Raw genomic sequence first — 21,961 nt, 5'->3', positions numbered from 1 at the left:
GTCTCGTGGGCTCGGATATGTGTATAAGTGACAGGAGGGGGAATGCTCGGCCAGGTCGATCGGCATCGGCGGGGTATGGCCGTTGGGCTTGGGCGGGATGGGCGGCATCGAAACCGGCGCATTGACGTCGAACTCCGTCTGCGCCGTGGCCTCATCCGGAATTTCCATCCCCTCGAGGGATTGGAAGAGCCGGTCGTAGTCGGCCGCCATCAAACCCTTTCGTCAAACTTCGTTCATGCGAGGAAGCACGAGACGAGCCTAGGTCTCCCGTTAGGTCGACGTGGCCCAATCTCGTGCTTCGCCGCTCGCCATCGTCTTACGTGAACATGCCCGTGACGCCGGATTCGGTTTGAGCCATCGCCTGGCTGGCCTCGGTGATGCGCTGCGAGAGCGCCTGCAACGAGGCGTTGAGCTCAGCGGAGGTCTCGTCCCAGTTCCGCTGGACCTGCTGGTAGGACTCCGAACCGCTGCCGCCCCACGCCTCGGCCAGCTTGGCGAGGGAACTTTTGCCCTCGTCGAGAAGACCCTGCGTGGTCTGGACGGCGCCCGCGATCGAACTGGATCCCGCTTCGATCCCGGCGAAATTCCATGACTGTTCCGACATATTGTTGCTCCGTTTCTTTGTGTTGCTGAGGGGGTGATGGGGTCAGAAGTTCATCTGCGACGACAGAGAACTGGCTTGTTCCTCGTCGGCCGAGGAGTACTGGATGCCGGCGCCGTGGATGTTCTGCGAGATCTCGCTGAGCGCCTTGATCTGGGCCTGGCCCGCTTCGTGGAAGCGCGTCAACGCCTGCTGCGCGGCGGTGCCGGCTTGACCGCGCCAGTGGCCGGCCAACTCGCCCCCGGTCGACTCCACGGTCTGGATGACTCGCTGGAGTTCACCGGAGATCCTGTCGAAGTTGCTAGCCTCCGCGCTGAGGGTAGCGGCATCGGTCTTCATCTCTGCCATGCTGGACTACTTTCTCTGTTTCCTGTCCTCGCCAAGTGATGGCAAGTCTTCCGGCCCGGGCGGCCGGGAAGTCTTTTTCTGTGGGCGCTCACCAGTCGTCCTCGTGCTCGAAGTCGACATCGTCGGCCTCGTCCGGGCGCGTGGCGAGCATCGCGGGGGATGCCAGGCCCGGCCGGCTGGCCTGTGCCGACTGACCGGCGGCGGCGCTGCCCATCCCGACGGGGGCCGCGCCTCCCGCGGCCGACGAGCCGGCGCCCGCACCGGCGGGCGCCATGACCTGCGCCGGCTTGTCGATCAGCTGGCTCATCAACGAGGTGCGGGGCGCGGTTCCGCCCGCACCGGGCAGTGCTTCCGAGCGCATCAGGCCCATGCCGACGCTCGGTCCCGATCCACCCGCCAACGGATGCGTGGAGAGCGGGCTCGCCCCGAGCAGGCCCAGCTGCCGGTCTTTGCCGGCCAGGTCGCCGAGCTTGTCGCCGAGCTTGTCACCGAGCGGGTGGTCGCCCATGCCGCCGTTCTGGCCGGCCATCGAGCTGAGCTGCTGCAGCGGCTGCATCAGCTGCTGCATCGGGCCGCCCAGCTGCCCCTGTCCCGGGAACGGCATGGCGGGTTCCTCGACCGGCACCCCAACCTCCGGCGGCGTCTCGGGAACCTCGTCCTCGACCTCCGACAGCGCGCGCATGGCGGCGGGAATGGCCTCGGAGCCGGCGGCCGAGAGCATGCCCAGGGCCGCGGTGGTCACCGCCTCACCCACGGCCGGCTGCAGGATCGGCTTGATCGGCGGGAGCGGCTCGAAGGTGGTGTTCGCGATGGTCTCCATCTGGTAGACGTCCATCACGATCGCCGCCTGATTCCACATGCGGACGAAATAGTCGGTCTCGTTCAGTCCGATCGGCACCATGTTGATGCCAAGGAAATTCGTGGCGGTGAGAACCGCGTGGGTGATGTGGTTGGTCGCGATCTCCGGCAGAGAGGGCGTCATCGCCAGCGCCTTCGTGTACGCCGCGGCCTGGGCCGCGGCGCGCATCGCCCGCTGCTGAGCCTGCTGGGCGGCCGTCTGCAGCCAGGCGACCATCGGCATGGTCGCGGCGATGGCGCGTTCGCTGCTCATCCCGGTCCACGACGCCTTGAGGGAAACCAATGCGGTGGACAGCTCCAGCGCCTGCGTCTCCAGGGCGCCCGCCAGCGCTTCCCAGCCGGCGGCGGCCTGCAGCATCGGCACCGGACCCGCTCCGGCCATCAGCCGTGCGGTGTTCAGCTCCGGTGGCATCGCGTGCCACAACATGGTTATCCAGTCCCCTTGTCTGCGTTCGCTTTTGGGCTATTTCACGAAGCCGGCCGGTACGGCGATGCGTCCCGAGGCGCTTCGCGCGAGGGGCAGGCCAGTACCGGATGCCAAGCCCGCCAAATGCCGGACGCTATTGGCGGTCAAAGCCCGGCCAATATCGTCGAGTGTGGGGCCAAGTGTCATTTCTGGCATTTGCGAACCTCTTCTGTACTTCCGCGCGCAATAAACTATTCAATTAGGGCAAAACAACGCTTTCGACAACGCAGTCTCGACTCGTTATGCGGGCGGCGGTCCAGTGCTTCTTACTGGGCGCTGGGATAATCGTAACCGCCTCCTGGAGGTGCTGAGTGCACTTCTTCTGGGGGATCTAGGTAGGCGGCTTGGATGACCTCCTTTCCTTCCGGGGTAACGAAAAATGCCTGGCCAGGGGGCCTGCGCTTGACCTGAATGTCCCTCGACGGGAAATCCTGCTTGTCGCCCGACAGGAACAGGGTGGGCGATCCCGCGCCGTACGCGGCCCCGACGAACTTGTCCATAGTGGCCTTGTAAGCGGAGCTCATTTGGCAGGTGACAATGATGTGCAACCCGATGTCCGAAGAGGCCGGTAATAACGGTGCCAGTGGCGCCATTGGCGGTATCCCTCCGGAGGCCGCGACAATCATGTGCCAGTCGTCGACAAGAAGAACCACATCGAATCCGCTCCACCATGACCGGGCGCGCAATTGTGCGGTGGTGAGGTCGGCCGGCGGCAACCGCTTCTGCAGGTTGAAGGCCAACGCTTTGATGGCCTCGTCGAGCGTCGTGCTGTTGCGGTTGATCGCGCCGGCGTCGAGCAGATGGCTCTGCGGCACCGCATCCAACAGCCCGGAGCGGTAGTCGGCGAGCATGAACCGCACCTGTTGTGGACTGTTGCGCGCACAGATGGCGCGCGCGATGGCGTGCGCGGTACGGGTCTTGCCCGCTTTGGCGGCGCCGAATATCAACAAATGCGGCGTGCTGTCCATGTGCGCGTGGGCTACCGACAGATCCGCCTCGCGCAGCCCGATCGGAATCGTCCAGCGCGTGCGGTAGTCGGAGTCCGGGCCCGGGGGGTTCGGGTCGAGCTCGTAGAGGTAAATGCGCTCCGGCAGCACCCGGACCCTCGGAGCTTGTTCCGTATGTTGGGCCGCAACCTCATTCACCGCGGCGGTCATCGCCTCCACGAGGTTGTCGGCGCTGTGCACGCCGTCGAACCGGGGCACACCGATCATCAAGTGGTGCTTTTCCGCCGACATCGCGCGGCCCGGCCGATTCGCCGGAATCTCCCGGGTGGCCCGGTCGATCTGGGTGTCGTTGACGTCGCCGAGCCGGAATTCGATCTTGGTGCCGAGGTAGTCACGGACCCGTGACTTCAGTTCCGTCCAGCGCGGCGTGGTGATCACCACGTGGACTCCGAACGACAGGCCCTGCGCGGCGAGGTCCTGGACTTGGGACTCGAGATCGGGGAATTCGCTGACGAACGCCGGCCACCCGTCGATGACCAGGAAGACGTCACCGAACGGGTCGGCCGCGACGGGTTGGTTCGGGTCCTCGCGCAGTTGCCGATAGGCGGCGATCGAACCGACGCGGTGCTCTTTGAAGGTCGCTTCCCGTTGCCGCAGAACGGCTTGCACCTCGGCGACCACGCGCATGACGCGGTCGGGCTCCGATCGGGTCGCCACCCCACCGACGTGCGGCAGGTTTTCCAGATAGATGAGGCCACCGCCGCCGAGGTCGATGCAATAGAACTGGACCTGCCTCGGTGAGTGGGTGGCGGCGGCCGACAGCATCATCGTTTGCAGCAGCGTCGACTTCCCGGTCTGCGGTGCGCCACCGATGCCGATGTTGCCGCCCGCGCCGGACACGTCCACCCCCCACGTCGCCTGCCGGTGCATGCGCGGCTCGTCCATGATCCCGAGCGCGAATCGCAGGGGCTGGCGGTCATCCTGGGCGATGAGTTCGTCCACGGGCGTCGGGTCGGTGAGTGGGGGCAGCCACATCTTGTATGCCCGCGAATCGGTGGTGGACAGCTGCTCGAGCACCACCTCGCGCAGCGCCCGGCCCTTCGATTCGACCGTCATGAGCGCCGCTCCTCTCCCCCGCAAGCGGGCGGTACCCCCACATCACCACGTTCTGCATCGTCGCCGGCGCGCGTCATTACGCCGTCACCTCTTCCGCCAACGGGCCGGCGGTGAACTGTTGAATGCGAACCTTTTTCGGGCCGGCGTGCGGCGCGGCGCCATTGCCCTCACCGTTCGTCTCCACCCGAGCCGCAGGCACGTAGGTGTTGCCGGTATACAAGGTGCTGAATTTGACCGGGTCTTCCATGCCCACCCGCAGGAATCCGACTCCGCTTTCCTTATTGGTGATGTACTGCGCCTCCGGGGTACCGATCACGGCCTTGGACTCGTGAGAACTGGTGGTGCGCAGCGCGATGCGGTAGGTCAGGTTCGGCTCCAGTTTGTCGATGCGCACACCGCCGGTCTGCAGCGACTGGGTGGCCAGCAGCAGGTGCACCCGCAGCGACCGACCGACGCGGCAGATCCTGTCGAACAACGCGATGAAGTCCGGGTGACTTTGCAGTAGTTCGGCGAACTCGTCCACGACGACGAAAAGCGTTGGCAGCGGGGGTAATTCGGCGCCACGTTCGCGGTACTTCTCATACTCGGCCACCCCGGAGAGCGCTCCGGCTGCACCGACCTTGATGCCGGCCTGACGCAGGATGCCCTGGCGGCGGTCGAGTTCGCCGGTCAGCACCTCGCCCATGCGGCTGACCAGTTCGGCCTCCTCGGCCATGTTGGTGACCACGGCGGCGGTGTGCGGAAGCTTCTCCATCCCCAAAAACGTTGAGCCGCCTTTGAAGTCGGTCAGCAGCAGGTTCACCTGGTCCGGGTGGTGCATCGCGACCAGGGACAGGATGAGGGTGCGCAAGAACTCGGACTTGCCCGACCCCGTGGTTCCGATCAGCATGCCGTGCGGCCCGGCGCCGAATTCGGCGCCCTCTTTGATGTCGAGGTACATCACGTTGCCGGTCTTGAGTTCGTGACCGAACGGGATCTTGAGCCGATCACGGTCGGTGTCGGTGAACATCCGCCAGCGGCTCGGCGCCACCTCTTCCACGCTTTGGGCGCCGACCAGTTGGTGCCATTCCGTCGCCGCCTTCTTCTGGATGCCGGTGCCCTTCTTGTCGATCACCGTGCCGGTGATGGACCAGCCCGCCAACTTCCGCGCGATGCGGGCGGCCTGGCCGGGCGACATGCTGTCGGCGACGGACGTCACCTGGCGGAACTGCTGCCCCGGCAAGCGGTCATCAGCGGTCCCGTCGTCGGCGACCCTGATGCGGTAATTCGAGCCGCGGTGGTTGCCCAGCGTGAGCACCGTGACGCCGGCCCTGCCATCGGGCGGAAACCCGGCCCTACCGCCGGTCAGGTCCACCACCACGACGTACGGGCCGCCGGGCAGCGAATCGGGGGTGTGGGGCCCGCGGGCGGCCAGGTCGGACAGGTTGTCCGGGCGGGTGTAGATCATCCGAACGGGGCCGGCGGCATCGGTGTCGGTCGGATGTTGCACGTGGGGAAGCCATTTCAGCCACGACCAAGCCGGATCGTCCGGGTTCTCGGTGAGCACGCGGATCTGCAGCAGGTCGGGTGGATGGAAGACGGCCAGGTGGCAGACCATCGCGGTCAGCAATCCGGCCGCGCCCGCCGGGTCGCCACCGACCGCGATCGTCGGAAAGGTGCGCAGCTGCACCAGTTTCGGGCAGTCGTGGATGAGGCCGTGGGTGCGCAAGAACTTGACCACCCACATATTTGCGACGGGTTCGAGGTATGGCTGCGGCGCCGCGGTCGGCCCGGCGAGTTCGCCGCCCGCGGACGGCTTCATCAGTCGGTCGACGGCAGGCTGGTCACCGATGCCGATGCGGGTGGCGGCATAGAAGTCGGCGTTCGCCGGGCGCGACCACTGCCGCGGGGTTCCGATGAGCGATGTCAGATCGTCGGGATGCGGTGCGTGGAAACCGAAGAACGCGACTTGCGCGCTGGCCGAGGACGTCACCCGGGGGCGGAGCCCAGCCAGGTAGCGCAGGTACTCCTTACGGTCGGCGTTGATCTCGGGGACCTTCTTGCCGCCCCCACCGTGGCCGGCCATCATGCCCATCGACATCATGATCATCATCAGCGGCATCATCAGCATGTACGGCGAGAGCTGCCGGGTGCCGGTGACCACCATGATCGCGATCATGCCGAGCATGCAGACACCCATCACGTACGGAAGGGCCTTCTGCACACCCGACGGCGGGATGTCCACCCCGAGGTCTTCGGGTGGTGTCAGGCTGATCTCGCCGGGGGTGAGCCGCGGACCGCGCATGACCGTGGGGGTGAACTTCTTGGTCGTCATGACGGCCCTCCCGGGGCTTTGCGCGGGTTCGGGTCCGCCGGCAGCGTGTCGTGTTCCAGTAGCGCAGCCTCTTTCGACAGCACCGGACCGTCGACGAGCAGGCGAATGATCTCCCAGGGCGCGGTTTTCGGCGCCGTCAGGCCCAGTGACGAGGCTGTCTGGGCGTCGGGCAGCCCGTAGCGCACCCCCTGCGGATCGACGTAGTACAGCGATTCGCCGTACCGCGGGTCGGGCGACTGCAGCTGCACGTACTTGCCGCCATCGGTGTAAACCGTTGCCGGGCCCTGGATTTGCTTGATTCCCGAGCTCATCGCCGAAGCCGGTATCGGTAGATGACGCCCCGTCAGGACGGTGGTCTTCGGTGCCTGGTCACCGGCCTTGCGTTCCCACGTCCAGCACAGCGTGGGATCCTGGGGCCGCGACACGATCTTCACCGGTTCGTCGGGCAGCGGCGAGTTGTACACCACCTCAGGGATTTTGACGATCTCGCTGGGCACCATCGCGGGAGGCTCGACCAGCCCGTAGGACTGGATGGCGCGCAGCGCCGCGGCGGTATTGGCGTTCACCGGCGCGACGCCGTCGGGCAGCACCACGAAGTAGCGCGGGCCCGACTCCGCGTGGATCTGCAGGATCGACCCCACCACCAGCTGCTCGGGAAGCCCGAGCGTGTTAGGCGAACCCGCGCCGGGGATGGGGGGCAACTGCCAGGATCCGGCGTCGGGCAGCGCGTTGAACATCGCGGTGGAAAGCGGGCTGGGCTTCGCGGTTCCGCGTATCCCGACGGCGAAGGTCATGGGGCGATCGCTCAAATCCGTGGCGTGCCGGCCGTGGGTGTCCACGACCCAGTCCTTGCCCTGATAGGAGGCCAGCAGCGCCTCGCGCGGAAGGATGGGGTCGATCACGCCCGGCTCGATTTGCAACGGCATCGCCACCACCGAGGTCTGCAGGCTGGGCGCGATGCTTTCCGCCTGGGTGACGGTGTCGCACAGCGCCCACACCGACGAGGAGCCGGACGACAGGGGCGTGGCGTACGGGGCGCCGGGGATGCCGATCGACTGACCCTTCGGAAACCTGTTGAGCTCGGCGGGTTTAACGGCCTTCGGTTCGGCCGGGTTGCCCAGCACCAGTCGCGCCGAGGTCAGGTTGTAGACGGGATGCAACTGGCCCGACACCATCAGGTAGAGCTGATTGGTGGCGCGGTCGACGAACAGGTTGCCGCTGCCGAGCTTGCCCTGCGGCTTGAAGTAGGCCATCGCCAGCGCGCCCACCACGACCAGCACCGAGACCAGTACGCCGAGCGCGACCGACCGGCTGTAGAACTGCAGCGGATCGTCGAACATCCGGGTGTCGCGCCGGACGATGGCGTGCTCGAGGCGCCGGAGCAGAAAGCGCCAGCCGCTGACCTGAACCTTGGTGGTTAGCCGGAACCCCGCCATGTGTCACTCGGTGATGTTGAGTCGTCCGTGTACCGCGGCGATCGCCTCGGTCATGTCCTCGCCGTTGATCTCGCGGAGGCGATCCTCGTCGAGGGATTCGAAATCGGTGGAGCGGGTCAGCCGGATGTCGCGGTACTGTTCGCCCGCCTCCACCAGCTGGCGCGCGTAGCGACCGTTGCCGGCGATGTCGAGCGCGGCCTTGCCGCGCACCGTCTGCTGGCTGAGCAGCTTGGCCGCTTGCAGTAGATTGTCGGCCGCCTCCACACTCATCGACGAGTCGTTGCCGGCGGCAATGACTTTCGCGATCTCCAGGATCTCTTCGGGAGAATAGGAGTCGAATTCGATCCGGGTTGCGAAGCGGGACCGCAGGCCCTCGTTGGTTTCCAACAGCCGATCGATGTCCGAGCTGTAACCGGCGATGATCACCACGAGCCGGTCGCGGTCGTTCTCCATCCGCGCCAGCAAGGTGTCCAGCGCCTCCTGCCCGAACGGGTCGGTCCGCCCGTCACGCGCCTGAACCAGCGCGTAGGCCTCGTCGATGAAGAGCACACCGCCCAGGGCGCGATCGATGGTCTTGGTGCTCTTGACCGCCGATTGACCCTCGTATTCGGCGACGAAGTCCTTGCGGGCGGTCTCGACGAGCTTCGGTTCGGGGATGACGCCCAGGCCGGCCAGGATGTTGGCCACCACCCGGGCGATGGTGGTCTTGCCGGTGCCGGGCGGCCCGGTGAAGATCATGTGCTTGCTCGGCTGCGCGACCTTCATGCCGCGCGCGGCGCGGACCCGGGCCATCTGGGTGGCCGCCCGGTAGCGCTCGACCTGTTCCTTGACCCGGGTGAGCCCGATTTGGCGTTCCAGTTCGGCTTCCGCCTCCGCGAGCAGCTTGTCGCGGCCCGAGGTGTCGGCCACGACGGTATTGGCATCCCACGGGTCGGTGCGGGCGGAGATCTGTTCCGCGCTGGTCGTCGTCAGGCGGTACGACGGATCCTTCAGCGCGGCAGTGACTTTGGGTTCCGGGTGGGTGGTCTGGAGCCATTCCAGCAACGCCACCGCGGCTTCTTCGTTGCCCTGGCTGCGGCGCGTCATCGCCAGGTACCAGGCGATGGACCGCGCGCACGCCTCGCCCGCGGGGGTGGCGTTGGCCTCGGTGAGCCGGCGTTCGGCCTCGGTGAACAGGCCGAGGTTGGCCGCGGCGACTCCGTGTGCGACCCCGGCGGCGGCGGCGAGGAATTCGTCGGGCCACCTGCTCGCGTTCCTGACTTCGTCGATCACGTCGGTCCAGCGCCCCGCCTCGCCGTAGATCACCGCCTTGACCCAGGACAGCAGGTGTTCGGCGCCGGCGGTGGGGGTGTCCTCGACGGCCTCCATGGCGTCGGCGTAATTGCCTTGCGCCGCTTCGCTTACGGCGAAGCCCATGGTGATCGCCAGCGGCGAGTTGGCTGGGTAGGTGATGTCGCCGTACAGGCCGCCGATGGCCAGCCGCGCGCCCACGGCGTTCATCGAAATCTGGGCGGCTCCGGCGAGTTGTCCGAAATGGGTCCGCGAATACCAGGCGCGAAACAGCGTCACCCGTTCGGTGTCGCCGCACCGGATCCGGCCAATCCACGCGTCACAGGCGGACTCGTCGTAGTTCGTGATTTCGGTGAACAGATCCAGCGCGCGTGCCTCCGACACGGGCAGCATGCCGACCGCGCTTTCGAACAGGCCGGCCAGATGCTCCGTCATTTATCCGTCGCGTATCGGGTCGCGAACACCTCCGCCTGCGCCGCGGCGGCCTGCTCCGGCGTGATCAACCCGATGCCGTTCTCCATGAAGTCGCGCACGACGTCGTTGCCGTCCATTCCCATCTCGCGCATGGTGTCCGAGAGGGAGGCGTCCTCCATCAGGTAGTCGTGCTGGGCGGCCAGACCCTTCTGCCGAGCCAGGTCGGCGATGACGAGAATCTCTTCGGCGAGTTCGGCCTCGGTCATGCTCGTCACTTTGGGCGACAGTTCGACGCGCTGCGTTCTGCCGTCCATCAGCGCCGAGACCGACACCGTTTCGGGCGGATTGGTCACCGTGAACATCTCGGGCGACTCTTCGTCGTCCGGCGCCGCATCCGCGTCGGTCTGGGAGTCGATGGCGGCGAGGTCGGTTTCGGCATCCTCGGGCTCGCTGGGCGCGTAGTCGTGCAGCGCATCGACGGCCGACTCTTCGTCATCGCCGTCAGGCGCCGAGAAGTCCAGGGCGTCCGACTCTTCGAGGGTGTCGGAACCGGTCCCTACGGCGGAGAAATCCAGGGCGGCCAGATCGTCGTGGTCGTCGTATTGCGGCATAGTTCCTTCTTTCTGAACTCTCGGGGTCATGCCCCGTAGGAGGCTTCGGCTCGGTCGAACCAGGCACCCGCCGGCAGGAACTCCATGAGGCCGTCCAGCGTGCGCTGCAGGTTTTCTTGGGTGCCGGACAGGAAGCTGCCGTACAGCTCACCGCCGACGCGGCGCGGGAGGGAGACCAGCCGGCCGTGTACCGAGTCCAGGACACCGGCGGCGACGTCGGTCTGCGTGGAGGTGCCGCCGGGGTGGCGTTGGATGGCGATGATCTCCACCCAGCTGCTCGGGTCGCTGATGATCTCGGCGTAGAGGCGCGCCGACGCGGGCGCGGCGCCGTGCTGAACCAGCTGGGCCGGGGTGGTGCAGGTGGCCAGCTCGGCGTCGACGCCGGTCAGCGGCTCGACGTCGGCGGGCGTCGCGGGGCCGAGCACCGTGGTCACCATCCCGGCCAAGCCGATCTGGGGCGCCACCAGCTGCAGGACCAGCAGGTCGCCGTCGCGGGCGGCGACGACGTGGCGCTCACCCTTGCGGCACACCGCAAAACGGACCATGACGCCACCGAGATCCCGCCGCCACCATCGGCCCTCCAGGCTGCGGTCCGGCCTCCCGAGGATGTCGACCATCGCGGCCACCGCCGGGTGGGGCTGTCCCTGGTGGTCGAGCACCCCTTGCGCGGTGAGGTCGCGCTGGACCTGATCCCAGACGCGGTCTCGCAACTCTTCCTGGGGGATGTTCGGACGGATGCCCAGTGTCGTCGGGAAATCGACCAGATGCATTCGGTCGGCGATCACCAGCATGCCGTCGACAGTGACCTCCACGCCGACGACATCGTCGACGAGGCCGGCGGTAGTGAGCGGCCCGGACATGATCAGCTGAGCATCTGTTTGTTGAGGTTGGCGCTCAGGTCTTCGTCAACGCCCTCGTACGTTTGCTTGGCGACGCGCAACTTCGCGGCGAGGTCCGACGCGTGCTGCCGAATGTTCTGGCCCGCGCCGCGGCGCTGTTTCTCGGCGGTGACAAATGCACTATTGGAGCTTCCGCTGATGACGCCGTGTGTCACCCACACCGCGGTTTCGGTATTGCTCGCAGCCGAAGCCGCTTCTTCTGCCTTAGTGGCCGCTTGCCCCTGTTTAGTCGCCAATTGCTCGAGATACTTTTCGTCGACCTTCAGCGTTGCCATTGGAATCTCCTCAACGGATATTTTTACTCGCTATTGCGTTGACTCGTAGCGGTTTTTGCCGCACTCGCGAGGCCTAAAGGACCCGATGCGGCCGGCCGGTCCCCGGCGCCGCGCCGGCGCCGACCCCGGCGCCGTCGACGGGCGCGCGTTCCCCGCCGGCGGTGCCCAACGCCGCGCCGTCGCCGGGCTCCTCGCTGGCTGCCGGCGCCATCCTCGGCCGCGGCTGACCCGTCGAGGCGAGTTGCTGAACCTGCCCCATCATCTGGTTGGCGAAGTTCATCGGCTGCGCGAGCTGACCGGAGGCCTGAGTGACTTGGCTCAGCGCGGGCGGCGTCCACACCGGCGTCGTCTGCTCCGTCTGGGCGGGAGCGGCGCCGTCACCCTTGAGCGCGCCCAGGACGCCGCGCTCCTCCGGGGAGTCGCCGGCCGCCGGCGCCAGGCCGGCCAACGAGGCGACGGTCGGTGCGGCGGAGAAGGCCGACAGGCTGTTCGAGATGGCCGCGAAGTCGCCGGTCTTGGTCTCCTCCGCCCCGGTCACCTCTATGCGGGCGAACGAACTGGTGGGGATCGCCTTCTCGGCGACCTCGCCGTATTCAAGGGCGACCGCGTGGATCTGGTGGGCCAGGGACATGGAGTTGGACAGCGTGAACATCTCGAAGGCCAAGACGGTGGCGCACGCCGCGAATGCGGCGATGATCTGCCACGCCGCCGAGATTTCGTGGCCGACGACGGGGATCAGGTACAGGGCCAGGGCGATGCCCTGAGCGATGACGAGACCCAGCAGCGTCACGGCGATCGCGTTGTGGGCCTTGGCGACCTCGGACCCCTGGTCTGCCATGAGGGTCTGCATCTTCTTGTCGAGATCCTGCATCGTCTGCACCAGCGCCTGCAGCGCGGCGGTCGCGTCGGCATAGGCCTGCGCCGCGTCGCCGCTCCAGCCGCGCGGGTCGGGGGCGGCCTCGGCGAGGTAGAGGAAGACGGTTTCGTATTTGTCGGCGCCGCTGGTGAACGAGGCGCCCTTGTCGGGGGTCCAGAATCCGTTGAGGAGGTCGACCGCCGAAATCGCCACCATCGCGACATCGACGATTGCCGTCGGCGTCGGCAGCGTCTTGGTGCCCTGTGTTTTCAATGCGTCCGCGAGGACCTTGATTTGATTCCTGCCGTACCACATCGCTTTGCCGGCGAGCGCGCCCAAGTTCGCGCCCAGGCCGACCCAATCCCCCGAATACGCGGCCCCGCCCCCGGCTTGCAGCCGCGTGAAGCAGTAGGCCAGATCATGGATACCTGCAAGACGACTCACGGCGGTGTACCCCTTCGCGCTCGCGTTGTTTGACTCATGGACGATAGGTTGAGCCTAACCCCGTCAAGCGGGGGGTCGCTGCGCGAATTTTGCCGCCCCACAAAGGATTTGGCTAACAATCGGTGAACGCCGCAGGAACAACTCCGAACGGTTTCGGCGGGGTGGGCGTGACGGCGCCGCGGCCGTGGCGGCCTACGGAGTCATAGGGTCAGCGTCGACGCGAGGACCGGCGTGCGCGGTCAGCGATCAAGCACCTGCTTGTCGATGTTCTTGCCCGATTGGTCGTCAGTGCTCGCGTAGACGCTCTTGGCCGTGCGCACCTTTTCGGCGAGTTGCTTCGAGGCTGCGCTCATCGCGTCACCCGTGCTTTTGCGTGCACCCGCGGCCTTGGTGAAGGCAAGGTTTGATGCTGCGCTGATCACGCCGTGGCTGACCCACGTCGAGATTTCGAGGTTGTCGGCTGCCGAGGCTGCAGTTGCGGCCTGCGTTGACGCCTGGTCCTGGTTCGTCGCCAGTTTGGCTAGGTGGTCCGGTTGGACGACTACATCGGCCATGGTGGTCTCCTATAAGCCTCTCGTTATGGTCTTGATTAACAACAGTTTTGGTCGGGATCGTTTCAATCAGAGCCTGCGTCCCGACGGGTTTGATCCTTGCGTCTGTTCGGCGCTCGCCGCTCCGACCTCGACAGGTGCGCGCCCGGCGCTGCCCGCGCCTGCGCCCGCCCAGGCCTCCTCGGCCTCGCTCGGTATCGGGGCTTCTTCGTCAGCGTCGTGGCTCTGCAACTCGCCCGTTTGGACCAGCTGTTGCAGCGGACCCATCGCCTGGTTCAAGAGGTTCGCGTGCGGGGTCAGTTGGCCCGAAAGCTTGGAAGCTTGCCCCGACATCGAAGCCAGTTGAGTCACGGTGGGCATGGTGACCGTCGGCGTGGACGGCGGCGTCGCCTCGGGTGCTTCGGGCGTCGCGGGTGTGCCGGCTGTACCGGGGACGGGAGCCGCGGCCGCGCTCACCCCTGCCGCCGGTTGGGCCCGCTCCTCCTCGGAACGATGAGACGCACCGGTCGATGATGCGGGGGCGGCTGGGACTTGGGAGAGCGCGGACATCCCGGACATGCTGTTGGAGACGGCTTCGAAGCTGGACACCGAGGACTCCTCCGATGTCGTCACAACCGCAGACGCCGTGGAGCCGGTTTGCACCGTCCCCGCAGCCAGCGCGGTGTATTGGTCGCTCAGCGCCTTCGCCTTATTGCCGTATTCAATCGACCAGTAGACCAAGTTGCCGAGGAAGCCCAAAGCGGCCGCGATCCCAATCGCGCAGACCGTCCCCGCGAAGATTTTCGCGGCCAGCGGGCCGGCGGGCGGAACTCCCATGAACATGGCCATCTCGATGACGAAGGCCACGAAAAGCGCGTCCTTCAACAATCCGAACGCGAAACGCATATGCACGACCCATTCGGCCTGCTCTTTGACGAGCGTGGCCAGATCGATATCCAGCTCGGCCATCGTCGTCGCGATCCGCTCCAGCTGTGCGCCTAGTTCGGCGTACGCATCCGCACCTTCGCCCTGCCAACCATCCTCGGGAAGGGCCGACTTCAGTTGCGCAGCGAGCGCGGCGAATTGCTGCGACCCGTTCTCCAGATCGCCCCCCTCGTCCGGGGGGCCGAATCCCGTCAACAACTCCAAGAGCTCGACGATCGTGATGGTCCAGAGGATGACGCTTACGCTCTTGCCGAAATCCTTGATGCCTTCCTTCGTCGCTCCGGGCGAAGCGACACGATTTCCCGACATTCGCTGGTTGAACTTCAACTTTTGTTCCACGCTGGCGGATCTGATGAACTTGTCATATCTATTCACCAACGGCGCCTTCGCGAGATTAGCCCCGATGCCCCCGATGCTTCCCGCCGAGCTGGTCGCGGAGCCGGCAATGTATTCAGCGCTGAAGCTACCCCCGGTAACGTCCCCCAAGCCCAGGCCCAAACCGGCGCCCTGTTGACCTAGGCCGGCAATTCCGGCAAGGGTGCCGATGATCTTGGTGGCTTGCGCGAAAATGCTCATCCTTAGGGTCCTCCGTGTTATGCCTTCGGGCGTTTGAATCCTGCACGGTGATTCATCGCCCGTTAAGCGTAACGCCGTCCAGTGGGGGTCCGTGCACGAATTTTCGAGTTAGCCAACGGCTTCGGAGAAAGAGAACGTGCCAGGAAATAGCGGCTGTCACCGGCGGGCTAACCGCGGCGATCCCGGGCCCGCTCGGCGGTGGCCGTGATGTGCTCGACGGGCGCCGTTTCGATGGCCTGAGCACCAGCGCCCGCTTCGGCACCCTCGATCTCTTCCGCACGTGAGGCCTCATCTGAGGACGGAGCCTGCTTGGCTTGTGCGCCCGCCCGAGTGATCAGCTGCTCGAAAGCTTTGCCGGGTGATGTCTGGGCTCCCCTCGACATTGCCATCAGCTGAGCCACGGAAGGGATTGCCGTCGCCGGGGTTGCGTCGCTGTGGTCCGACGTTTCTTCCTCGTCGATCACCTCGCTGACGCGAGAGGGTGCCTCCACCGAACCGGTGGTTGCGCCGCGCGTACCCGCAATGGCGGAAGCCCCTGACTCGGCGCCAGTGCCGGCCCGCAACGTGCCGGCCTGTACCGCTTGGGTCACGATCGCCGTTTTGAACGGACCATCGGGTAGCACTGCGCCCGTCTGCACCGCGCGGTAACCCTCGACGGCTTCAGTGACCCGGTCCGCGTTGTCGCGAGCCGCGTCGACCATTTCGCCGATGAACGCGACGACCGCGGCGATCGCGGCCATCGAAACCACTAGTTGGAACATGATCGACAGGCCCTCGCCGACATCGGCCGGCTGAACCGCCTTGAGCGCCAGCGCAATTGCGATGCACGCGGTCAGTCCGTCCCTGGTTATCTTCATATTCCGGCGCAGGTTGATGACCTGGTGCGCCTCGGTTTTCAGGATGTCCGCCATCATCGCGTCCAAGTCCGCCATCGTCGCGGCGCGTTTTTGATGGTCGGCGTTCTGGGCGGCATAGGCCTCGGAACCGGTGCCGCGCCAGCGCTCGTCCGGGAAGGCCGACGCCAACCTTTCATGGATCAGGTCGAACTTGCCCTCACCGATCGCGAAGGTGTCGCCCCGGTCCGGGGTGCCGAACCCGGCCAACAGTTCCAGGGCGGTAATCGCATAAATCGTGTAGTCGATGATCGGCGTTCCGGGAACGACACCTTCGGTCATCAGCTTTTTGACTTTTTCGCTGCCGAATTTTTCGACCAGTTGGCGCGCTAGCCGCCCGACATCCGAGAACACACCGGCTCCCGCGCGGAAATCGACGGAGCTGAGCTTCTCCCCCAGGCCATTCCAGTCGATGTCGCTGAGGTCTTTGCCGGCCGTGCCGAGGACGGCGAGAAGCTTGACGCCCTCCGCCAAATTAGCCATTGCCGTGCCTCCTAGCTTTTGGTGCAGGCATCAACGTGGAAGCATTTGTGCGTCGAGACTTTCGCCGGCCCGCTCGTCGGTGCCGTCATACGCACCGCCGGCGGCGCGCAGCCTCTTGGCGATTTCGGTGCCAACCGATTCAACGGCCGCGTTGGCGGCGCTGCGGGCGGATTCAGCCTCGGCCACCGCCATATTGGCGGTCGCGCAGATGACGCCGTGGCTACTCCACATTGTCGAGCCGATCCCGGAAGTCACTGCGGCCGCGGCGCGGACGTCGGCCGAGGACAGGTCGTGCTTCGCCGCCAGTTCCTCTAAATATGACGTTGTGACTTGTAGGTCCGTCATGGCTTGTCTTCCTCACGCACCGCGCTTGCCTCGCCCGGCTGTGTTGAGCCTAAGCCCGCTCAGACGGGGGTCGGCGCACGAATTCTTGCGGCCGGCTCAGCCGATGTGACTGATCAGCGTTTCGATCGCATCGGCGACCGCGGCCGGCACCGCTTCGTCGGCTTCCGCGCGCACGATCATTTCCTCGCTGACACCGGCCGCCTCGGCGGTCTCTTGCGGCGACAGATTCGCCCGCCGCCGCGCCGCATATAGACGTTGCGCGAGCGGGGCGCCCGGGGCGGTGGCACCGAGCGTCATCAATTCGTCGTAGTGGCGGCGGACCGTGCCCAGCGCCTTGATCAGTTCGGGCGTGATGCGGCTGATGCGCGTGGCCCGCACGGCGATCGCCTCGAGCTGGCGGAGGTCGGCGAGGATCGGCGTCGCCCGCTCGGTGAACTCCGCGTCGTCCGCCGATGGCAACGCCGCGATGGCCAGCCCGCAGCCGTCCACGGCGGCCACGATTGCCTGTGCGATCAGCGAGGCCGGCGCATCCGAGTGGGGTGCTTCCGCCGGCGCGGGGGCGGTGTCGGGGTGCTCGGCGATCGCATCGCCGGCGTCCGGTTGCCCGCGCCGAAGGCGCGCGATGGTTCCGGCGGGCCACTGCAGCACCTGCTCGAGCTTGGCCTGGGTGCGTTCGCGCGGCCAACTGCGGCCCTTTTCGAAGGCGATGAGCGCGCCCGCGTTGATGATGCCGTCGGCCGCCAGGCTGCGCTGGCTGATACCGAGCTCGCGGCGGCGCGCGGCGGCGGCCGCACCCGCGCGCGCCATGCCCGGATCCGGTTCGCCGCCATCCGACGGTTCGGGGCGCGCACCCCCATTCGGCGGCCCGACGATTTCAAAAGTCAGCACCTCGCCGGCGGCGGGATCACCGAGCCGGACCGTGGTTTTCTTGGTCACTGTCACCGAGTCCGTGCGTCGCCCGTCGACGAACATGCCGTTGGGGCCCTTGTCGACGATCCGCCATGAACCATCGATCGGTTCGGCGTGCAGGTGTTCCGCCGAGACCTGGGGATTGTCGATCCGGACGTCGTCCTTGGCGTCCCGGCCGATGGTCACGACGCCCCGCCCCGGCTCGATCCGATGCGACGTCGCGCCGCTGTGCACAACCAGGAGACCAAGCTCGGTAGTCGACTCGGCGCTGGGCATCTGGGTTATTCCTCGAGGGAGGGCAGCGGGGCGGGCCTTCCGCCTCTGCAAGTCTAACCGTCGCACCGCGCCGATTTCTATCGCACTTCGCTACGTTTTGGGTCACAGCCGCGGTTCCACAGCGTCGAGACGCTACACCGATGCGACGGAGGGCGGTCGCAGACGGCAAAACTCGGGCGGCAGCCCCTCCCGCGGGCACCCGTGGGCGCTACGGTTTCAGCGGTCGCGGTCGCGCCGGATGCCGACTCCGCGACCGGGTACCAGCCCAATGCTACGGTTACGTAACCGTCCGGCCGCCTAGCCGAAGGGCCTCCGCGGGGACGTAAAAAGCCTGTTCACGATGCTTGGCGGGTGAATGTGCGGGCGGTTCTTCGCGCTCGCCAGGGCGCCGGTTTCGAAGCAGCCGTTGCGGTATTGGAACCAAACTGTTGCATTGCATCGGTTAGTGCTATACCGTTGCGAAGCATAAGACGCAGAACGCAATGCTTCTGGAGGAACTAGCGACATGACCGCAACACCCCTTTTCAACATCCCGCTCGGCGCCTGCACGCAGGATCCCGACCGCTGGACCACTGCCCCCGACGCCGAGGCCATCGCACTGTGCCGCGCGTGCCCCCGCCGCTGGATGTGTGCGCGTGACGCCGTCGAGTCGCCCGGGGCGGAAGGCTTGTGGGCCGGCGTGGTGATCCCCGAAGGCGGCCGCCCCCGTGCGTTCGCACTGCGGCAGTTGCGAGGCCTGGCCGAGCGCAACGGGTACCCCGTGCGCGAGACCGCGAAGTCCGCCTAGCCCGTCCATGGCGGCCGACTTCGGGCTGGGCAGCGACGGAAGCCGTTGCACCGCATTCCCGTCGGGACTGGGCAGGAGGCGACGACCGCTACGTCGGCTCGAAACGGAAGACGGCGAGCCGCCCCGCCAGTGCTTCGAATTCGTCGGCCGTTCCGTCGCGCACCATTCCGGATCGCTTCGCGAAAGCCACCCCGACGGGGACCTTGGCGGGGAACTCCCGCAGTACCCGCCGCGCTTCACCGGCGGAGAGTTCGACAATCCGGACTTCCTGTGACCGTCGGCCCCGGCTGAGCGTGCCGGTCCCGGCCGCCCGGGCGTTGGCCGCCCAGTCGGCGCCGGGATAGCCGGCCACGACGTAGAGGCCGCCCCGAAATTCGAACGGCGTCATCGGGGTGCTGCGGGGTCGGCCCGACTTCCGGCCGGGGACCGTCAGCACCATGGCGGGGCCGGTGGGGATCCCGAGCCGCTGCACCGCCATCATCACCTTGTTCATGGGCTTGAGGTAGCGCGGTGGGCGGGGTTGCGACATCTCAGGCCCTTGCTCCCCTGGCGAACAAGTCGCGGTGCTCGGCGACCCACTGGCCGATGGGCAGCGCGGGCCGGCCCAGGATTTTCTCCACGTCGTGGGTGACCAGGGCGGGGGTATCGAGCGTCGAGGCGAGCATGGCGATATAGGCGTCGCCGAACTCGGCCGGGAACCCCAACGCGACGAACCGTTCGCGCACGGCGGCGCTGGGTATCTCGCGGTACTGCAGCGGCCGGCCCAGGGCGGCGCCGAACGCCTCGGCCAGCTCCGAGTTGGTGAAGGCCTGCGGCCCGGTCAGCGGGATCCGCTGTCCGACAAACTCATCGGTGAGCAGCGCCCGCGCCGCCACTTCCGCGATGTCGCTCTCGACGATCGGTGCCGTCGACGCCGCCGCGTACGGTCCGTGGATCACATCGCCGATGCGGATCTGCGGCGCCCACATGCCGGCGAAGTTCGTCGCGAACACCGTCGGCCGCAGGCTCACCCAGGACACCCCGGAGTCGACGGCGAGCTGTTCGACCTCCTTGTTGCGGTCACCGCGGACGCGGGACGGCTGCCGGGAGAAGTCGTCGTCGGCATTGATCGCCGACAGCGCAACCAGCTTGGTGACCCCGGCACGCACGCTCTGGGCCACCACCGCGTCCAGGTCCGCGCCCAGCGCCCGGGAATTGAGGAAGACCGCCGATGCCCCTGGCAGCGCATCGGCTACCGAGCTGACCGGCTCGACTCCGGGGGGAAGCGCCGCAGTCTCCGGCGAGCGGGTGACGGCCCGTACCGGCGCTCCGGCCGCGGCAAGCGCGGCCACGAGAGGGCGCCCGACGTTGCCGGTCGCCCCGGTTACCACGATCGTCATGGATGGATCCTTTCTATGAAAATTTCTTGCGGTGCTCCAAGGACGGGACCGAAGGTGGGAAAGTTACAACCGAGAACGCGTAACTTTTTGCCGCAGCAGATCGTCGAAGAGTCATGAACCCGTCGCCATCATCTGACCGGATTGCCGAGGCCTGGCGTGAGCACCGCCCGTATCTGGTCAACCTCGCCTACCAGATGCTCGGGGATGTCGGTGACGCGGAAGACGTTGCGCAGGAAGCCTTCCTGCGCCTCTCCCGGACCGAGCCGAGCGAGATCGAGGACGTGAGGGGCTGGCTGACGGTGGTGGCGAGCCGGCTCTGCCTCGACCAGGTGCGTTCGGCTCGCGCCCGTTACGAACGCCCGGGCGAGGTCCAAGAGCGCCCGGCGCCCCAGCGCTCCGACCCGGCCGACCGGGTCACCCTCGACGACGAGATCCGCGCCGCCTTGCTGGAAGTGTTGCGCCGGCTCAGTCCCGGGGAGCGGGTGGCCTTCGTGCTGCACGACGTGTTCGGCGTCCCGTTCGACTCGATCTCGCAAACCGTGGGCCGCCCGGTCGGCACGTGCCGCCAGCTGGCGCGCCGCGCGCGCGCGAAATTCGTTGCCGCACAACCTAAAACCAACGCCGTGGCATCGGCCGAGCACCAGCTCGTCACCGAGAAGTTCATCACCGCATGCGCCAACGGCGACCTCACCGGGCTGGCCGCCGTGCTGGACCCGACGGTGTGGGGAGTGGGCACGATCCTCGCCGACCCGCCGCCTCCCCAGCAGATCAACCACGGGCCGGATGCGGTGGCCACCAACCTGCTGCGCTACCTATGGCCCGACGTGACACTGGTCAGCGGCCCCGTCGGGCAACCCGTGCTGTTGGCGTTCACCGACCGCCGACTCTTCGCGGTGATCGTGCTGACGATCCGCGACTCCCGCGTGGCCAAGATCGAGGCGATCGCCGACCCGTCCGCACGGATCGGGAAGCTCTCGGAGAACGCCTAACTCGGCCGGCGATCGTCGGGACGCGCCGCGAAGTAGCCGGCGATCGTCGCCGTGATCTCGAGAAACTTGCGCCGCGTGGGCGGCGCCATCTCGCGGCTCACATCGATGACCCCACCCGGCCGCAGGTGCGGGTCGTAGGGCACCTGGATCACCGGCCGGCCGTGATCGGTGAACTCGCGGGCCAACAAAGCCCGGGTGCGCTTGTCGGCGTGGCCGTCGGAATCGTTGAGCACCACCACGGTGTTGTGCAGCAGAGTTTCGAAGCCCTGATCCGCCAGCCACTCCAGGGTCCTGGCCGCCGCGGAGGCCCCGTCCGCCCACGGCGACGAGACCACGATCAGCGCATCCAGATCGCGCAGCACCTCCTGGGTGACCGACGCGTCCATGGTGGACCCGCAGTCGATGACCGAGATCGCGAAATGGCGGTCGAGGCGCAGCGCGGCTTCCCGGTAGATCGCGGGGTCGAGCACGCGTCGGGGGCCCGACGCCGGCTCGCCGCCGAGAACGTGCAGGCCCGCGGAGTTGCGCCCCACCCGGGCGACCATGTCGTCGAAGGACTGCAGGTTCTTGTCGGCGGTGAGTTCCCAGAACGATCCGGTCGACCGCGGGTCGATCCGACTGCTGAGCCGGCCGAACGCGGTGTCGGCGTCGATCGCCACGACATGGTCTTGCCGACGGAGTTCGGCGAACAGCGATCCGACACTGGCGGCCACGGACGTCTTTCCGACGCCGCCCTTGCCCAGGACCCCGACCTTGTAGTTGCCGACGAGACGGGTCCGGATCGTTGCCTCGGACTGGGCGTCCTGCAGCTGCGCCGGCGACGGGCCGAGCTTAACGAGCCCGAATGTCACCAGCCGGAGCATGCGTCGCCAACCGCGCTCGGGCGCCGTGTCGAACCTCGCGGTGGCGCGTGCGGGTCCGGCCGCGGGGGCCGGCGCGGGCGCCTCGCGCGGGGGGGGGGGGGGGGGAGGCGG

At 67.0% G+C, this 21,961-nt stretch carries 21 protein-coding genes and 1 pseudogene; 2 read left to right on the top strand and 20 right to left on the bottom strand.

Annotation, left to right across the window (positions count from 1 at the left end; genetic code table 11):
* The 17 genes and pseudogenes from A5730_RS25290 to A5730_RS23915 form a co-directional block, all read right to left on the bottom strand.
* A pseudogene (locus A5730_RS25290) lies at window positions 1–210 on the bottom strand (hypothetical protein); the annotation flags it as partial.
* Window positions 211–316: 106 nt separating this feature from the next.
* On the bottom strand, window positions 317–604 hold the full coding sequence (locus tag A5730_RS23990; protein ID WP_067905929.1) for a WXG100 family type VII secretion target: 288 nt from the start codon (window positions 602–604) through the stop codon (window positions 317–319).
* 42 nt (window positions 605–646) lie between these two features.
* Window positions 647–949 carry a WXG100 family type VII secretion target gene (locus A5730_RS23985; protein WP_055404524.1) on the bottom strand — a complete coding sequence of 101 codons (303 nt, stop codon included), beginning with the start codon at window positions 947–949 and terminating at the stop codon, window positions 647–649.
* 88 nt (window positions 950–1,037) lie between these two features.
* Window positions 1,038–2,234: a PPE family protein gene (locus A5730_RS23980; protein ID WP_067905928.1), complete on the bottom strand. Its 1,197-nt coding sequence runs from the start codon at window positions 2,232–2,234 to the stop codon at window positions 1,038–1,040.
* A 305-nt stretch (window positions 2,235–2,539) separates the two neighbouring features.
* Window positions 2,540–4,336 carry a type VII secretion protein EccCb gene (gene eccCb, locus A5730_RS23975; protein WP_067905927.1) on the bottom strand — a complete coding sequence of 599 codons (1,797 nt, stop codon included), beginning with the start codon at window positions 4,334–4,336 and terminating at the stop codon, window positions 2,540–2,542.
* A 76-nt stretch (window positions 4,337–4,412) separates the two neighbouring features.
* Window positions 4,413–6,650 (bottom strand): type VII secretion protein EccCa, encoded by a 2,238-nt coding sequence (eccCa, locus tag A5730_RS23970; RefSeq protein ID WP_067905926.1) that lies wholly within the window; start codon window positions 6,648–6,650, stop codon window positions 4,413–4,415.
* Window positions 6,647–8,086, bottom strand: a complete 1,440-nt coding sequence (eccB, locus tag A5730_RS23965; RefSeq protein WP_067905925.1) for a type VII secretion protein EccB — start codon at window positions 8,084–8,086, stop codon at window positions 6,647–6,649. Before eccB ends, eccCa begins: the two co-directional genes overlap by 4 nt.
* A 3-nt stretch (window positions 8,087–8,089) precedes the next feature.
* A complete protein-coding gene (eccA, locus tag A5730_RS23960; protein ID WP_067905924.1) occupies window positions 8,090–9,811 on the bottom strand; it encodes a type VII secretion AAA-ATPase EccA in 1,722 nt (573 codons plus the stop codon).
* Window positions 9,808–10,401, bottom strand: coding sequence for a hypothetical protein (locus tag A5730_RS23955; protein ID WP_067905923.1), 594 nt, complete (start codon window positions 10,399–10,401; stop codon window positions 9,808–9,810). The genes eccA and A5730_RS23955 overlap by 4 nt, the downstream gene beginning before the upstream one ends.
* A 26-nt stretch (window positions 10,402–10,427) precedes the next feature.
* Window positions 10,428–11,261 carry an ESX secretion-associated protein EspG gene (locus A5730_RS23950; RefSeq protein ID WP_067905922.1) on the bottom strand — a complete coding sequence of 278 codons (834 nt, stop codon included), beginning with the start codon at window positions 11,259–11,261 and terminating at the stop codon, window positions 10,428–10,430.
* A gap of 2 nt (window positions 11,262–11,263) precedes the next feature.
* Window positions 11,264–11,575 carry an ESX-1 secretion-associated protein gene (locus A5730_RS23945; RefSeq protein ID WP_067822688.1) on the bottom strand — a complete coding sequence of 104 codons (312 nt, stop codon included), beginning with the start codon at window positions 11,573–11,575 and terminating at the stop codon, window positions 11,264–11,266.
* Between the two features lie 73 nt (window positions 11,576–11,648).
* Window positions 11,649–12,875, bottom strand: a complete 1,227-nt coding sequence (locus A5730_RS23940; RefSeq protein ID WP_156745912.1) for an EspA/EspE family type VII secretion system effector — start codon at window positions 12,873–12,875, stop codon at window positions 11,649–11,651.
* 239 nt (window positions 12,876–13,114) lie between these two features.
* A complete protein-coding gene (locus A5730_RS23935; protein ID WP_067905920.1) occupies window positions 13,115–13,429 on the bottom strand; it encodes an ESX-1 secretion-associated protein in 315 nt (104 codons plus the stop codon).
* 66 nt (window positions 13,430–13,495) lie between these two features.
* Complete coding sequence (locus A5730_RS23930) at window positions 13,496–14,926, bottom strand: EspA/EspE family type VII secretion system effector (protein ID WP_067905919.1); 1,431 nt, start codon at window positions 14,924–14,926, stop codon at window positions 13,496–13,498.
* A gap of 167 nt (window positions 14,927–15,093) precedes the next feature.
* Window positions 15,094–16,302: an EspA/EspE family type VII secretion system effector gene (locus A5730_RS23925; RefSeq protein WP_067905918.1), complete on the bottom strand. Its 1,209-nt coding sequence runs from the start codon at window positions 16,300–16,302 to the stop codon at window positions 15,094–15,096.
* A 30-nt stretch (window positions 16,303–16,332) separates the two neighbouring features.
* On the bottom strand, window positions 16,333–16,647 hold the full coding sequence (locus A5730_RS23920) for a type VII secretion target (RefSeq protein WP_067905917.1): 315 nt from the start codon (window positions 16,645–16,647) through the stop codon (window positions 16,333–16,335).
* 96 nt (window positions 16,648–16,743) lie between these two features.
* Window positions 16,744–17,832, bottom strand: coding sequence for an FHA domain-containing protein (locus A5730_RS23915; RefSeq protein WP_067905916.1), 1,089 nt, complete (start codon window positions 17,830–17,832; stop codon window positions 16,744–16,746).
* Window positions 17,833–18,337: 505 nt separating this feature from the next.
* Between A5730_RS23915 and A5730_RS23910 the strand changes: the two genes are divergently transcribed.
* The gene (locus tag A5730_RS23910) at window positions 18,338–18,619 is read left to right on the top strand and encodes a WhiB family transcriptional regulator (RefSeq protein ID WP_055404497.1); all 282 of its coding nucleotides are present in this window, start codon (window positions 18,338–18,340) and stop codon (window positions 18,617–18,619) included.
* An 88-nt stretch (window positions 18,620–18,707) separates the two neighbouring features.
* Here A5730_RS23910 and A5730_RS23905 read toward each other — a convergent pair whose 3' ends face one another.
* Both A5730_RS23905 and A5730_RS23900 read right to left on the bottom strand, forming a co-directional pair.
* The gene (locus A5730_RS23905) at window positions 18,708–19,148 is read right to left on the bottom strand and encodes a nitroreductase family deazaflavin-dependent oxidoreductase (protein WP_067905915.1); all 441 of its coding nucleotides are present in this window, start codon (window positions 19,146–19,148) and stop codon (window positions 18,708–18,710) included.
* A gap of 1 nt (window position 19,149) precedes the next feature.
* The gene (locus tag A5730_RS23900) at window positions 19,150–19,998 is read right to left on the bottom strand and encodes an NmrA family NAD(P)-binding protein (RefSeq protein WP_067905914.1); all 849 of its coding nucleotides are present in this window, start codon (window positions 19,996–19,998) and stop codon (window positions 19,150–19,152) included.
* A 113-nt stretch (window positions 19,999–20,111) separates the two neighbouring features.
* On the opposite strand from A5730_RS23900, the gene sigI reads away from it, so the two are divergent.
* The gene (gene sigI / locus A5730_RS23895) at window positions 20,112–20,987 is read left to right on the top strand and encodes an RNA polymerase sigma factor SigI (protein ID WP_067905913.1); all 876 of its coding nucleotides are present in this window, start codon (window positions 20,112–20,114) and stop codon (window positions 20,985–20,987) included.
* Here sigI and A5730_RS23890 read toward each other — a convergent pair.
* On the bottom strand, window positions 20,984–21,961 hold a 978-nt coding region (locus A5730_RS23890), incomplete at its 5' end, for a MinD/ParA family protein (protein WP_231994791.1). The two genes, sigI and A5730_RS23890, sit on opposite strands and share 4 nt — an antisense overlap.

Source organism: Mycobacterium sp. ACS4054 (assembly GCF_001667275.1).
Taxonomy (GTDB): Bacteria; Actinomycetota; Actinomycetes; order Mycobacteriales; family Mycobacteriaceae; genus Mycobacterium.
Note: the sequence above shows the minus strand (reverse complement) of the source record. Positions and strands in the feature narration are given on the sequence as shown.